Source organism: Blastomonas sp. CCH9-A1 (genome assembly GCF_001557175.1).
Taxonomy (GTDB): domain Bacteria; phylum Pseudomonadota; class Alphaproteobacteria; order Sphingomonadales; family Sphingomonadaceae; genus Blastomonas; species Blastomonas delafieldii_A.
On sequence record NZ_LSHM01000005.1, the window covers coordinates 117,554 to 132,429 of the forward strand.

A 14,876-nucleotide genomic window follows, 5' to 3' on the forward strand; every position below is an offset into this window, starting at 1 on the left:
ACCAGATTCGGTCATTGCCATGATCTGGCATCATTGTCTTCTTATGCCAAAAGCCGACAGTCGCGTCTTGCCTGCGCGATCGCGCGCCGTTCATTCTTGAGATGGATTGCAAGCTGCGCGACAGTGGCCAGATCCGCCTGGACAATTGTACCAGAGGAAGCAATTCAAGGAATCCAATCAAGTCGCCTAATTCAGCTTCCGGCTTGGTATGAACGCCGCTAAGAATACATAGAGCGTTACAACGGCGGACTGCTCGCGGATAGTGACCGGTTGATGCCCTTTATGATGCCAAAATTGCAGGCCAGGCCGGACGTACGGCGGCTGCTTGAAGCGAGTTTGTTTTCCGCAAGATCTGCCCTGATTGCAGTGCCAATGAGCAGTAGCGCGGGGCCATCGCCCAACGCAGCGCGCGCAACCAATGGCAGTAGATCCAGCCGGGTATGGAGCTGGCGCTCTTCTGGCAGGCTGGCGGATTCGACCAGCGCAACAGGGGTATCGCCCGCCAGTCCGGCTGCGATCAACTGGCCTGACACTTCGCTCGCCGCCGCCTTGCCCATGTACACTGCAAGCGTCGCCTCGGGATCGGCCAGCTTTGCCCAATCCAGGTCCAGTTTCTGCCCAGCACGGACGTGCGCGGTCACGAAGGTCAGCTTGCGTGCCAGGCCGCGCAGTGTCAGCGATGCCCCGAGGTTGGCCGCTGCGGCGCTGGCCGCAGTTACGCCGGGGCAGATGCGCACCGGCACACCTGCCGCCCGGCAAGCGCTCAATTCCTCGGTCGCGCGGCCGAAGATCGCAGGATCACCGCCCTTGAGGCGCACCACCCGTTCGCCAGCCATCGCGGCTTCGACGATCATCCGATCGATGGTCCGCTGGTCCCTGGAATGCCTGCCCGATCGTTTGCCGACATGCACCAGCCGCGCGCCCGAAGAGGCAAGTTCGAGCACGCCCGGCCCGACCAGCGCATCGTGAAACACGATCGTTGCCATGCCGATCAACCGTTCTGCCTTGCGGGTGAGCAACTCGGGATCGCCCGGGCCAGCACCGACCAGCCACACCATTGCTGAAGGAAAGTCGTTCATTCTGCAGCCTCCCTGCATGTGTCGGTCCAGTCGCGCAGCATTCTGGCCAGAACGGGGCGGCATGATCCGCAGTTCGTACCAGCACCGCTGGCCTGGCCAATTTCGGTCACGCTGTCTGCGCCTTGCGCAACCAAGGCTGCGATCTGATTTTCGCCGATACCATGGCAGACGCAGACCACAGGGCCGCGATCAGGCGCGGGCATGCTTGGCCGGGCGGCAAGCAGTTCAGGTAACGCTGCACCGCGCGCGCCTAGTTGGCCGGAAATCCACTCGCGCGCGGGCAATTGGCCCATCCGGGTCACGAACAGCGCCGCCTTGAGCATCCCGTCCGCATCAAGCACCGCCAGCCGCCGCATACCGCGCGCCGTGTCAACAGCTTCCACCGGTTCGCCTGGCGGCAGCAGCGTCTCTGCGTCCACCGCACCCTGGCCCGCAAGCTCGTAAAGCCAGCCCGAGGCGACAGCCGAACGGCTCCACCACACAAGGCCCTGCGGAGCAATAGCATCGCTGCGCAGCAGAAAGCCGCGCCAATCGCTTTCAACCGGTTCGACCCGGCATGCATTGTTCTTGAACCCCGGCTGGCCGGATACGGGATCGACAGACTGATCCGGCAGCAGGTTGCTCCGTCCGCCACTTGCCATGGCGTCGCTCCAGTGCATCGGCGCGAAGGCCTGACCCCGGCTTTGCGCCTCGCTCACATGGACCCGGAAGAGAGATGCACCTGATGCTGTCACCACCCTGGCCAGGGCGCCCTCTGTCAGTCCGGCGTCTGCGGCATCGCCGGGGTGCACCTCAAGCAAGGGTTCGCGCCGATGCTGCGACAAGGTGGGCGAAAGGCCGGTGCGCGTCATCGTATGCCATTGGTCGCGATAGCGCCCGGTGTTGAGCCTTAGCGGGAAGTCGGGATCGCTGGGTCGATGGCGCGCTTCTAGCGCCACCTGCTGCATCATGCGGCCCGCCATGGGATGGCGCCCGCCCCAGAGGAACGGTTCCATCGCCGCATATTCGGCATCGGAAATATCGGCCTTGCCCGTGAGGTCGAGCACCTTGCCATGCTTGACCGAGAGCGCTGTCATGGCCGCATATTCCCGGAAGACCCCTGCCGCACTGGTCCAGCCAAATCCGGCAAAGCCCATCCGCTTCGCGACATCGGCGATGATCGCCCAGTCCGCCCGTGCCTCTCCCGGCGGATCAAAAAGCGCCCGCTGGCGGCTGATGCGGCGTTCTGAATTGGTTACCGTCCCGTCCTTTTCGCCCCACGCCAGCGCGGGCAGGCGAACATGGGCGAAGCCGGCAGTATCGGTGTGTGCAAGCACATCCGAGACGACCAGGGTTTGGCATCGTGCCAGCGCCTCGCGGACAAAGCCTGTATCGGGCATCGACACAGCCGGATTGGTCGCCATGACCCAGAGGAATTTTACCCGGCCATCATGCACCGCACGGAACAGGTCCACTGCCTTCAGGCCAGGCCTTTCACACAGGCGCGGCGTTTGCCAGAAGGCGGCGACATCGGCGCGTTCTGCGTCGGAGAAGCCCAGATGGCAGGCCAGCATATTGGCCAGCCCGCCGACTTCGCGCCCGCCCATGGCATTGGGCTGTCCGGTCATGGAAAATGGCCCCGTGCCAGGCGCATTGATGCGACCGGTCGCAAGGTGCAGATTGATGATCGCATTGCCCTTGTCGGTCCCCGCGACCGACTGGTTGGCCCCCATCGAAAACACGGTGACCATCTTAGGGTGCGATGCGACAAGATCGGCAAGCTGGCTGAAGATATCCGCGTCGATGCCAGGATCGCCGTCGGTCAGTTCGTATTCTGCCAGCCCGCGCAGTGCCATTTCCACGCCTAGCGCATTGAAAAGCGCCACATCGCCGTCAGGAAGGACGGGCACATGCAGGTCGGCCTGTTCGGCTGTTTCGGTCCGGCGCGGGTCGATGACCACGATTTTCGTGCCGCGCCTGTCGCGTGCCGCCTCGATGCGCTGCCAGATCACCGGATGGCACCAGGCGGTATTCGATCCCACCAGCAAGATGAGGTCCGCCGCGTCCAGATCGTCATAGGTGACCGGGACGACATCCTCGCCAAAAGCGCGGTTATGAGCGGCAACCGCGCTCGCCATGCACAGGCGGCTGTTGGTGTCGATATTGCCGCTGCCGACAAAGCCCTTCATCAGCTTGTTGGCGACATAATAATCCTCGGTCAGCAACTGACCCGAGACATAGAAGGCCACGCTGTCCGGTCCATGTTCTGCAATGCACTGACGCATCTTGCCGGCAACCAGATCGAGCGCCTCATCCCAGCTCGCGTGCCGGTTGCCGATCATGGGCTCCAGCAAGCGCCCGTCCAGCCCGACCGTTTCGCCCAGGTGCGTGCCCTTGGAACACAGCTTGCCGAAATTGGCAGGATGGTCTTTGTCACCCTTGATGGTGACCGAGCGCTCGCCGACAATCTCGGCGCTGATGCCGCAGCCGACGCCACAATAGGCGCAGGTGGTGCGAACCTGGCTCAAGCCGCCTGCTGCCCAACCACGGCAGCGCGCAGCAGATACATGCGCCCTGCATCAACCCGCATCGGGATGGTCGGTACGCATCCCTTGTCCTCGCCCAGAGCCTCGCCAGTTTGCAACGATATGTTCCAGCTGTGCAGCGGGCAGGTGACGACATTGCCATGGATGATGCCCTGCGACAGCGGCCCCTGCTTGTGCGGACACTTGTTCACCAGCGCGTAGAACTCGTTGCTCTGCGTCCGGAAAACCGCGATTTCATCGGCACCGCGTACCGGCAGGGTGCGGGCTGTGCCGGGGGCAATTTGCTCCACCGGGCCAATATCAAGCCATTCTCCGATCATCGCACGGTCTCCATCGCTTGCGGCTCGAAGGTTAGCGGTCGCACTTCGGCAAGGTGCTGGTGCAGTTCTGCATATTTTCCAGCCGCACGTTCGGCCCATGGATCGTCCTGGCAGAAGGTCTGCGAATGGCGGAACCGGGCGGCGAGAAGCTGGACGCTGCCTGGGTCATCGAACAGGCCTGCCTTCACATGGTCCAGCCCCACCCGCTCGATCCAGGGGGCGGTGCGCTCCAGATAGTGCGCCTGTTCGCGGTAGAGCTGGATAAAGGCGGCGCAGACGTCCATCGCCTCCTGCTCGGTCGCCACCTTGCACAGCAAATCGGTAGCGCGCACCTTGATTCCACCATTGCCGCCAACATGCAGCTCATAGCCACTATCGACGCAGACGATTCCGAAATCCTTGATCGTGGCTTCGGCGCAATTTCTGGGGCAGCCGGAGACTGCAATCTTGAACTTGTGCGGCATCCACGAGCCCCAGGTCATGCGCTCGATCTTGACGCCAAGTCCGGTCGAATCCTGGGTGCCAAAGCGGCACCATTCGCTGCCGACACAGGTCTTTACCGTGCGCAACGATTTGCCATAGGCGTGGCCGGAAACCATTCCTGCGGCATTCAGGTCAGCCCATACGGCAGGCAGATCCTCTTTCTTGATTCCAAAAATGTCGAGCCTCTGGCCGCCCGTGACCTTGACCATCGGGGCGTTGTACTTTTCGACCACATCGGCAATGGCACGCAGCTCGCGCGGGTTGGTGAGGCCACCCCACATGCGCGGAACGACAGAATAGGTACCGTCCTTCTGAATGTTGGCGTGCAGCCGTTCATTGACGAAGCGGCTCTTCTGGTCGTCCTCATATTCGCCCGGCCATGCGCAGAGCAGATAATAGTTGAGCGCGGGGCGGCACGACGAGCAGCCGTCAGGCGTGCTCCAATGCAATTCCTGCATGACATTGGGGATGGCGCGCAAGTTCCTTTCAAGGATCAGGCGGCGCACGTCATCATGGCTGAAGCTGGTGCATTTGCACAACGTCTTGGGGCCTGACTGAACCTCGCCACCCAAAGTCAGCGTCAACAGGCTTTCCACGAGGCCAGTGCAGCTTCCGCAACTGGCCGATGCCTTGCAACCGCTGCGCACGGCATCAAGGCTGCATGCCCCCGAAGCGATGGTCTCTATCACCCGGGCTTTCGAAACGCCGTTGCAGCCGCAAATTTCCGCATCGTCGGAAAGCGCTGCAACGGCGGCATTAGGGTCCAGCAGGGCACCTCCGCTGGCAAAGGCCTGACCGAAAATCAGCGCCTCGCGGATGACGGAAATATCCTCGCCCTTTTTCAGCAGATCGAAATACCAGTTTCCGTCTGCCGTATCGCCATAGAGGACCGCACCGACCAGCCGGTTGTCCTTGACGACCACGCGCTTGTACACCCCGCGCGCAGCGTCGCGCATCACGATGTCCTCTGCACCGTCGCCGCCCGAAAAGTCTCCGGCAGAAAACAGGTCGATGCCCGAAACCTTGAGCTTGGTCGAGGTCACCGATCCCTCATAGCCCGAAGGCGTCTCACAGGCCGCATCGGCAAGCGCGCGGCACATTTCCCAAAGCGGGGCGACAAGGCCGTAACAGGCTCCGCGATGCTGCACGCATTCGCCCACGGCCATGATCGCAGGGTCGCTGGTGACCATATGGTCATCGACGATTATGCCGCGATCCACCTCTAGCCCCGCTGCCCTGGCGAGGGTGCTGGCCGGGCGGATGCCTACTGCCATCACGACGATGTCGGCCGCAAATTCGCGCCCATCCTTAAGCCTCACACCCGCAACATGGCCATCATGGCTAAGGATTTCCGCAGTATCGCCGCCGGTGACGATCGTCTGGCCGCGCCGTTCCAGCTCGGTCTTCAGCAAATAGCCCGCCGCCTCATCCAGCTGCCGCTCCATCAGTGTCGGCATCAGGTGAACGACAGTGACCTTCATGCCGCGCAGCGAAAGGCCGTGTGCGGCCTCCAGCCCCAGAAGGCCGCCACCGATCACCACGGCGGCCCCGCCCCGGTCGGCTGCTGCCAGCATCTTGTCGACATCGTCCAGGTCACGGAAGGTCACCACGCCGGGCAGGTTGTGGCCTGGAACTGGCAGGATGAACGGATCAGAACCGGTGGCTATCAGCAGGCGATCATAAGGCTCGATCCGGCCTGATTGCGAGACCACGGTCTGGCTGGCGCGGTCGATCGCCACAACCGGATCGCCCGCCACCAGCGTGATCGCATTTTCGGCATACCAGTCTTCGCCATTGATGATGATGTCCTCGAACACCTTCTCGCCCGCCAGCACCGGCGACAGCATGATGCGGTTGTAATTGACACGCGGTTCCGCGCCGAAGATCGTCACGTCAAAGCGCGCAGGGTCCCGGGCCAGCATTTCCTCGACCGCGCGGCAGCCGGCCATGCCGTTGCCGATCACCACCAGCCGCTCTTTTGCGGTCGCTGTGCGGTCCTTTTCCATCCGGATTGAAGGCGCGTTCACTCAGGTCTTCCTCGGTCTGGCGCGCGAACACGAAAAAGCCGCCCGAACGCATCCCGGTAGGGAAGGTCTGGGCGGCGACATTGCCACGCGATGTTGTAATCTAAGGTCTCACGCGGTTTCGCCCTTCATTGGGCGGCGCTATCACCACTGGCTGCAAGGCTAACCGATTCCCGCGCTGCACTGCAAGTGTTTATTTTGCAGTGCAGCACAGTCATCCCGGTCCCTGCCAGAACCACCTTGCGGCAAATTCGGCCTGGCCCATTGCACCCTCCATCCGAACAGGGGTGACGCACTCCTTTGGCAAGGACCGGGATGGAGGAACAGACGATCAGAACACGATCTCTGCCTGCAACCACAATATCTGGCGATCGACGCCAAATCTGTTGGCGTCGTAATTGGCGTATTTCACCAGCCAGCCGACCTTTTTCGTCTTGAATCCGACGCTGGCATCCCATTCAGTGCCGAACCGTACATTGCCGACATCGCTGCGGAAATCATGGTAGGTGACCATGGCATTCAGCCCCTGGACCAGCTTGACCTTGGGAAACTGCTTGGCAACGGTGACATATCTGTCCTCAAGGCCATTGCCCGGTGTTGTCAGAAACAGGTCGGCCCAACCGTTGAACTTGTGCAAGGTTGCCAGCGGCGTCTGAAAGGCCTTGTTTGCCCTTCTGTCCGCGCCCAGCTTTTCATAGCCGCCAGTCAGTGTGAAACCCTGATAGCTCAGCCCCAGCTCGCCCAGCACGAAATCCGCTTCATAGGCGACCGGATTGCGACCGATGTCCTGCTGCCGGGCATAGCTTGCCAGCAGGTTGAGCTTGACCGCCTGGGAAAGCGGCACGCTACCCGAAATGCGCCCGCCATAAGTCTGCGAGGAATTGGCGAAGGCCAGGGCTTCATCATAATCGATGATGTACGAAAAGGCCTTGGCCGTCATCGGGCCCAGTTTCGTGCTGGCCTGAAGGAACACAAAGTCACCGTCCAGCGCCCGGCGCGGCCCGGCTTCGGACCCGAAAATCGTATCCTGCTGGATCGCATAGGTTGCATCCAGGCTGACTGGCCCGATCGTCGCTTCTGCCCGCACGGCATCGAAGGTCTGTTCGTTCTGCCGCCAGGCGACCGAACCGACAAAGCGCTGGTCATCAAGGTTGATCCGCTGCCGCCCCAGCGTCAGCGCAAAATTCTTCACTTTGTACATGATCTGCGCACGGTTGAGATCGATGCTCTCGCCATCGGCGACCACGGCAAATTGCGGTCTGCGCTGCGAACTCAAGGGCAGGGGAAAGGGAAAGGCGTTGAAATCGTTGACCAGCGCCAGCGTGCCTTCCGCCTCGATCAGAAAGGATAGGTGCGAAGGTGCATGGTGAAGCTCCAGCCCCGTGCGCATTCGCAAGGTCAGCGCATCGGCATCCACTGTCGGCTGGTCAACGCCTTCATAGCGGAGCCGCGCATCGATAATGGGATCGAGCGTCAGCCCTTCCCCTACCGGCACCGGGTCGCCAAAAGCAGGTGTTCCGGCCGCAAACGCAGGGTGCGCGAAGCCGATCGACGACGCGAGCAGCGCCGCCGTTATCACAGTCCTTTTCATATTTCCCTCCTGATCCCCCTCATAAGGGCCGATCAGGCATCCTCTCTATCGGCTCGCCTGCTCAGGCGGCACGGGCCTTTGGCCCGTGATCATATTCAGCCAGAAAGCGCAGCACTTCCTGCCGGTAAGCATAGAAATCCGGGTGCTTGAGCAATTCCTTGCGGTCTCGCGGGCGCGGCAGATCCACCTTCAGCACCTTGCCGATGGTCGCATTCGGGCCGTTGGTCATCATCACCACCCGATCGGCCAGCAGGATCGCCTCGTCCACGTCATGCGTCACCATGATGGCCGTCACCTTGGTGCGGTTCCAGACCTCGACCAGCACGTCCTGCAGATCCCAGCGCGTCAGGCTGTCCAGCATGCCGAACGGCTCGTCGAGCAGCAGCAGCCGCGGGGAAAGGGCAAAGGCGCGGGCAATGCCGACACGCTGCCGCATTCCGTTGGACATTTCCGCTGCCATCTTGTCCCTGGCATCGGCCAGGCCAACGCGATCAAGATAATAGTCGATAATCTCGCGACGCTCGGAACGGGTTGCGTGCGGATAGACCCGCTCAACCCCCAAAGCGACATTCTGCCGCGCGGTCAGCCATGGCATCAGGCTGGGGGCCTGGAAGACCACCGCCTTGTCCGGCCCGGCAAAATCGATCTCGCGATTGTCGAGGATGATGCCGCCCTTGCTGATCGCGTTCAGCCCCGCTGCCATGGTCAGCACGGTCGATTTGCCGCAACCCGAGTGACCGATAAGCGAGATGAACTCGCCCTTGTCCATCAACAGGTTGAAATCCTCGACCACCGTCAGCGGCCCGTTGGGCGTGGGGTACACCTTATGGAGTTTCCAGAACTCCATGTAGCGCCGGGTCGAACCCTTTTTTGCCGCGTCCTGATAAGCCTTGGGCGGCGGTGCAAGATCGAGCGGCGTGACATTGGGCAATTGCCCGAAATCGCTTCCCAGCGCGGCCTTGACGCCTGCAAGATCGCCAAGATAGCGCACGATCTCAGCCCGCATCTGCTGATATTCCGCGCTGTCGTTCACGGCCTCGCGATCGCGGGGGCGCGGCAGCGTCACCGGGAATATCCGGCCGATCCTGGCAGCAGGGCTCGGCGTCAGCACGGCGACGCGATCTGCAAGAAGCAGCGCTTCGTCGACATCGTTGGTGACCAGGATGATGGTCCGCTTCTCTTCCTCGCGGATGCGGTCAATCTCATCCTGCAGCTTGGCCCGGGTGAGCGCATCCAAAGCTGAAAGCGGCTCGTCCAGCAGCAGGATTTCCGGTTCCATAGCCAGGGCGCGTGCCACCGAAACACGTTGCCGCATCCCGCCGGAAAGCTGAGCGGGCTTGCGCTGCATCGCATGCGTCAGCCCGACCAGTTCGACCTTCTGTCGGACCAGCGCCGCGCGCTCGTCCTTGCTCCGGTCCTTGTGGACTGCATCCACAGCCAAAGCCACATTCTGCTCCACCGTCAGCCAGGGGAACAGCGAATAGGACTGGAACACCAGGCCGCGATCCTTGTCAGGTCCGTCTATCGCCTTGCCACGCAGCGAAATCTCGCCAGCGTCCGGCTCAACCAGCCCTGCAATCGCCGAGATCAGCGTGGTTTTTCCTGCACCGGAAAACCCAAGGATCGCGATGAATTCGCCTTCCTCGACGTCAAGGTCGATGCCGCCGAGCACCTCGCTCACGCCGCCATTCTTGCCGGTATAGCTCTTGCGAACATCCTTCAGGGAAAGGATCGTGGCCATCTGCTTCACTCCTCAGACGGCGCGGTTGCGGCTGACAATGGCCTGGAGCGCCATCATCATACGGTCGAGCGCAAAGCCGATCAGCCCGATCACCACCACGGCGACCATGATCCGCGCCAGTGACTTTTCAGAGCCGTTCTGGAATTCGTCCCAGACGAACTTGCCGAGCCCCGGATTCTGGGCGAGCATTTCGGCTGCGATAAGGACCATCCAGCCGGTGCCCAGCGACAGCCGCATGCCCGTGAAGATATAGGGCAGGGCAGAAGGCAGCACGAGACGCCGCAGCTTGGCAAACCAGCCCAGGCGCAGTACCCGGCCAACGGCGATCAAATCCTTGTCGATGCTGGCGGTGCCGATGGCCGTATTGATAAGTGTCGGCCAGAGTGAGCACAGCATGACGACAACAGCCGAGATGATGAAGCTCTTGGCCAGTGTCGGATCATCGCTGGTCACCGAGGCGGAGACCACCATCGTGACAATGGGCAGCCAGGCAAGCGGGCTGACCGGACGCATCACCTGCACCAGGGGGTTGATGGCGGCGTTGACCCGTTTGGACATGCCCGCGACCAGGCCCAGGGGCACTGCAAACAGCGTGGCCAGCGTAAACCCTGCGGCCACGGTCTCGAGGCTGGTGAATATCTGGTCGATAAAGGTAGGCGGACCGGTATAGGCATAGCCTGCAGCGGCCGCCTCCTGTGCTGCCGCACGCGATGCAGCCGCCTCATCGAGCAGACCCAGAAAGGCCGCCCAGACATCGCCAGGTCCGGGCAAGGTGCCAAGCGAAGTCTGCACCAGCGGTGCCAGCAACGCCCAGAACATGAGGAAACCACCGATCCCGGCCAGCGGCGGCCAGAGCGCGTCAAAGGCATCGCGGCCCGATGGCAGCTTGATCCCGAACGGTAACGCCCTCTCAGGCCTCGTGGCTGGGGCCGCTGCGTCCTCCACTGTTGTTTCGGAGGCATTGGGCAGCTTGTCCTCCGATCCTTCGGCCTGGGTGCCGACAAATTCGTCCTTGCGCAATGCGATCGCGTTCATGCTGGCTGCTCCCGGCTCATTTGACGCCTGCCGGCGTGACCTTCTGTCCGGCCTTGAGGCCGATGGTGAACTTGGCGAGATAGGCATTCGGCTGTTTTCCATTGAAGGTCAGGCCATCGATAAAGCCTGACTGTTCCGCCTTGTAGCCGTCCGTCACCGGAATGGCCGCCTTGGGGATCACCCCCTTTTCGGCCAGCTCATTCGCCGCAGCCAGGTACAGATCGGGACGATAGACGGCCTTGGCCGTGTCGAAATACCACTGGTCCGGCTTGTCGGTGGGAATCTGGCCCCAACGGCGCATCTGGGTCAGCGTCCAGACCGCATCGGAATAGAATGGATAGCCCGCAAACTGGTTGAAGAACACGTTGAAATCGGGGGCAGGGCGCGTGTCGCCGGGCGCGAAAGTGAACTTGCCGGTCATGCTTGCGCCGATGACATCCACATCAGCGCCCACATATTGCGGCATCGCCAGAATCTTGACTGCCTCGGCACGGTTTTTGCCGCCCTCTGCATCCAGCCATTGCTGCGCCTTGATGATCGCGCGCAGCAAAGCCTTGACCGTCTTGGGATTCTTGGCAGCAAATTCCTCGGTCAGACCAAAGACCTTTTCGGGATTGCCCCTGAAAATCTCGTCATCGGTAATGATCGGGACACCGATCTTCTTCTTCACGGCCGCCTGGTTCCATGGTTCGCCGACGGAATAGCCGTCGATCGTTCCAGCCTCGAGCGTGGAGGGCATCTGCGGTGGCGGTGTCACCGAAATCTGTATTTGCGCCGAGGTCGTACCAGCCGTGTCGCCCGGCAGATAATAGCCCGGCTCAATCCCGCCCGCTGCCAGCCAGTAGCGCAATTCGTAATTGTGCGGGCTGAAGGGAAAGACCATGCCGAATTTCAGGTTCTTTCCCTTGAGCGCTGCTGCCGAAATCGGGTGCTTGACCTTGCCATCCGGTCCCTTTGGCAAGCCGGGTGCAATCTGGCCCCATACCTTGTTCGACACCGTGATGGCATTGCCGTTGAGATCGAGGCTGATCGGAGCAATCAGCTTCGCCTTGGCACCAATGCCAGCCGCTGCGGCAATGGGCTGACCCGCCAGCATGTGCGCGCCATCAAGCTGCCCACCAACGACGCCATCCAGCAGCACTTTCCAGTTTGCCTGCGGCTCGAGCGTCACGCTCAACCCTTCGTCGCGGAAGAAGCCCTTTTCCTGCGCAATGGCAAGCGGTGCCATGTCCGTCAGCTTGATGAAGCCAAGCTTGAGGGCTGGCTTTTCCAAATCACCTGCGGAAACGGCGGGTTTCTCCGGCACATCACCGCCCTTCCCGCAACCGGCGACGGCAATGCTGGCCATCAACGCTGCAACAATCGCGTGCCGATTGAATGCTTTTCGTCCGCCCATGTAACCCACCCCTTGAATGCGGCGCGGCAAACACGAAAAAGCCGCCCGAACGCATCCCGAGAGGGAAGGTCTGGGCGGCGACTTTGCCACGCAATGGAAATAATATACCAGGCGGTGGTCTGTCCCCCCATCCTTGGGAGGCACCACCCTGCTACGAACGCGAAGCTAAGTGATTCGCACCGTGTTCGGCAAGCGATTTTTGCATCGCAGCAAAATATTATTCGTATTGCTGCCCAGCGATATAGGCTTCCAGCAGCATCGGGTCGAACGGGATTTTATCAAAAAAACTATTGTTTTCCAGAGTGATGATACCCTGTTGCGTGCTCACCGAAGTGGGCTTCAACAGGCTTCCCTCGACCTTCGAACTGGCACCGGGTAGCGGATCTTTCGTCCCCAATAGTGCGCTGCGGTAGACATCCGGGCGAAACACCCGCGCCGCCTTGCGGGCATCGGCAGCATCAAACTCCATGCCATCCCAGCGCACCATCTGGCTGTACAGCCACTCCGCCTGGCTAACCCAGGGGAAGTTTGCCGCCTCGCGATGCTGGAACATGAAATCGGGATAGTGCAACACCTCGCCACCCTGCGACAGCAATAGTCGGTCGGATATGGCGCGACGGATCAGCCAGGCATTGCCGTCAAGATATTCGCTCTGCGCTAGAATTGCCGCATTGGCATCCAGATTCGCGGGATCGACGAAATGTTCACCCGCCTTGCGCAAGGCGCGGATCAGCGCTTCTGTTTCGCTGCGCCGTTCCTCCATCACAGGTTCGCGAAAGGCCAGCACCTTTTCGACCCCGCGCCGCCATATCTGCGCGGTCGCTAGGACAATTTCGCCAGCGCCGCGTTCCACCGCCACACTGTTCCACGGCTCACCGACGCAGATTGCATCCACTTCGCCGAATTCCAGCGCATCGGCGCAGAATGGGGGGGCGACCGTGGTAATCTCTACATCGCAATCAGGGCGTATGCCGCAGGCCGCAAGCCAGTAGCGCACCATGTAATTATGGCTGGAATATCGATGGACGACCCCGAGCCGGAGCGGCTGTCCTGTCGTGGCGATATACGCCTTCAGCGCTGCGCCCACTGCGACGGGGTTGCCAAGCCCGCCTGACGGATTGACAGCCCTTGCAAGGTCTGGCCGCATCGTCACCGCATTGCCATTGAGGCCCAGAACAAATGGTACAGAAAGTGGCTGTGCCGGGCGACCTCGCCCCAGCGCCGTTGCAATCGCCAGCGGTGCGACAAGATGGGCAGCGTTGCTGTGGCCGTAAAGCAACCGATCAAGAACCGTTGCCCAGCTCATGTCACGCACCAATCGCAGTGAAAGGCCCTCGGCTTCTGCAAAGCCATGTTCCAGGGCCAGGATCGGTAGGCACGCATCGACCAGCGGCAGAAAACCGATAGTCAGTTCTCCAGGGGCCAAGGTTGCCGCCATCATTTCCCTCCCATTAGCTGATGCGCAGTGACAACCGCCTCGGCAATGTCCGCAATGCGCCTGCCCTGGTTCATTGCGGCCTTGCGCAGTTCCGAATAGGCCTGCGGCTCGGTGAGGGAACGGCTGACCATAAGGATACGTTTGGCTTTATCCACCAGTTCACGCTCGGCCAGCTTGCTGTTTGCCTCGGCAAGATCCGCCTGAAGCCGTGCGAAGGCGTTGAAACGTCTCACCGCAAGATCGAGTATCGGCCGGATGCGATGCGGGGCAAGCCCATCGATGACATAGGAAGAGACCCCTGCATCGACCGAGGCTGCAATCGATTCGTCGTCGCTTTCATCGACAAACATGGCGATGGGGCGGCCCAGTACCCGGCTCACGGCAAAATATTCTTCCAGCACGTCGCGTGAGGGGTTGCCTAAGTCCATAAGGACGATGTCGGGAGCGATTTCACCAATCCGGGCCACTAACCCGCGCCGCTCAGTCACCACGAAGATTTCACCATCCTCTATGGTCGCAAGCCCTTCGCGGATCACCGCCGCACGGCTTGCACTTTCATCGACAATGGCTATCCGCATGGCATTAGCAGTGCACGGAGTAAATATGGATTTCAAGGCAATTGTGCAGTGCGGCATTGGCAACTTGTGCAAGCTCGCTTGAAGACGGTCTGGATGGCAGCTTTTGGCAATACCTGCCGCAGAACATATCGCGCGGGACCGTCCGAAAAGTCCCACGAGAGGGCTTCCCGACCGCCGGCATGTCTCGACCCAGAGCCGGTAGTTGATGTTCATCAAATTGAACGCCTAGCTTCTCCAGTAGCCGCCATTTGGTCTTCGAGGCCGCGCTTGGGTCGCCCTCGTGATCGGCGATGGGTGGAGGCCTTTAGCCTGCCGCGCTAACAAACATACCGATGATGGCGAGCATTCATTTGCGGCATTTCACCCGCCTTGTGTTCTAGTCAGCTGCAGGAGGCTCATGATCCGGGGGGCATGACAGTGCCGGAGCTTGTTGCGGCTAAAACGCTTTTGCATAATATTCGCAATACATTCTGCGACCATCAATGCGAATGATTATCATTGACTTATGGGTTTTGCCAGGATAGCTCGGGGCCTGTTGGAATCGGGATGGGCAATGGCTGGGCACTCATTCGGGCGTAGCAAGATCGCACTCGCGAACCGCGCGAGCAAAGCATGACCCGCTCCTCGATCAGGACCTGGGCCGTCGTGCACAAATGGACGAGCCTG

At 61.2% G+C, this 14,876-nt stretch carries 10 protein-coding genes; all 10 read right to left on the minus strand.

The genetic code is table 11. The annotated features are described in order from the left end of the window. Positions 1-236: 236 nt before the first annotated feature. The gene (cobA, locus tag AX725_RS02365) at positions 237-1,079 is read right to left on the minus strand and encodes a uroporphyrinogen-III C-methyltransferase (RefSeq protein WP_081097050.1); all 843 of its coding nucleotides are present in this window, start codon (positions 1,077-1,079) and stop codon (positions 237-239) included. Continuing rightward, positions 1,076-3,586, minus strand: coding sequence for a nitrate reductase (locus AX725_RS02370; RefSeq protein WP_066115068.1), 2,511 nt, complete (start codon positions 3,584-3,586; stop codon positions 1,076-1,078). Before AX725_RS02370 ends, cobA begins: the two co-directional genes overlap by 4 nt. After that, positions 3,583-3,924, minus strand: a complete 342-nt coding sequence (nirD, locus tag AX725_RS02375) for a nitrite reductase small subunit NirD (protein ID WP_066115071.1) — start codon at positions 3,922-3,924, stop codon at positions 3,583-3,585. Before nirD ends, AX725_RS02370 begins: the two co-directional genes overlap by 4 nt. Further along, positions 3,921-6,413: a nitrite reductase large subunit NirB gene (gene nirB, locus AX725_RS02380; protein WP_066115074.1), complete on the minus strand. Its 2,493-nt coding sequence runs from the start codon at positions 6,411-6,413 to the stop codon at positions 3,921-3,923. The genes nirD and nirB overlap by 4 nt, the downstream gene beginning before the upstream one ends. 349 nt (positions 6,414-6,762) lie before the next feature. Next, positions 6,763-8,022, minus strand: coding sequence for an alginate export family protein (locus tag AX725_RS02385; RefSeq protein ID WP_066115075.1), 1,260 nt, complete (start codon positions 8,020-8,022; stop codon positions 6,763-6,765). Positions 8,023-8,083: 61 nt separating this feature from the next. Beyond that, the gene (locus tag AX725_RS02390) at positions 8,084-9,763 is read right to left on the minus strand and encodes an ABC transporter ATP-binding protein (protein WP_066115090.1); all 1,680 of its coding nucleotides are present in this window, start codon (positions 9,761-9,763) and stop codon (positions 8,084-8,086) included. A 12-nt stretch (positions 9,764-9,775) separates the two neighbouring features. Continuing rightward, the gene (locus tag AX725_RS02395; RefSeq protein WP_081097051.1) at positions 9,776-10,798 is read right to left on the minus strand and encodes an ABC transporter permease; all 1,023 of its coding nucleotides are present in this window, start codon (positions 10,796-10,798) and stop codon (positions 9,776-9,778) included. Positions 10,799-10,814: 16 nt separating this feature from the next. Beyond that, positions 10,815-12,284 (minus strand): CmpA/NrtA family ABC transporter substrate-binding protein, encoded by a 1,470-nt coding sequence (locus tag AX725_RS02400; protein ID WP_230962432.1) that lies wholly within the window; start codon positions 12,282-12,284, stop codon positions 10,815-10,817. A gap of 127 nt (positions 12,285-12,411) precedes the next feature. Then, positions 12,412-13,635: an ABC transporter substrate-binding protein gene (locus AX725_RS02405; RefSeq protein ID WP_231733262.1), complete on the minus strand. Its 1,224-nt coding sequence runs from the start codon at positions 13,633-13,635 to the stop codon at positions 12,412-12,414. Continuing rightward, a complete protein-coding gene (locus AX725_RS02410; protein ID WP_066115081.1) occupies positions 13,632-14,210 on the minus strand; it encodes an ANTAR domain-containing response regulator in 579 nt (192 codons plus the stop codon). Before AX725_RS02410 ends, AX725_RS02405 begins: the two co-directional genes overlap by 4 nt. Between the last annotated feature and the right edge of the window lie 666 nt (positions 14,211-14,876).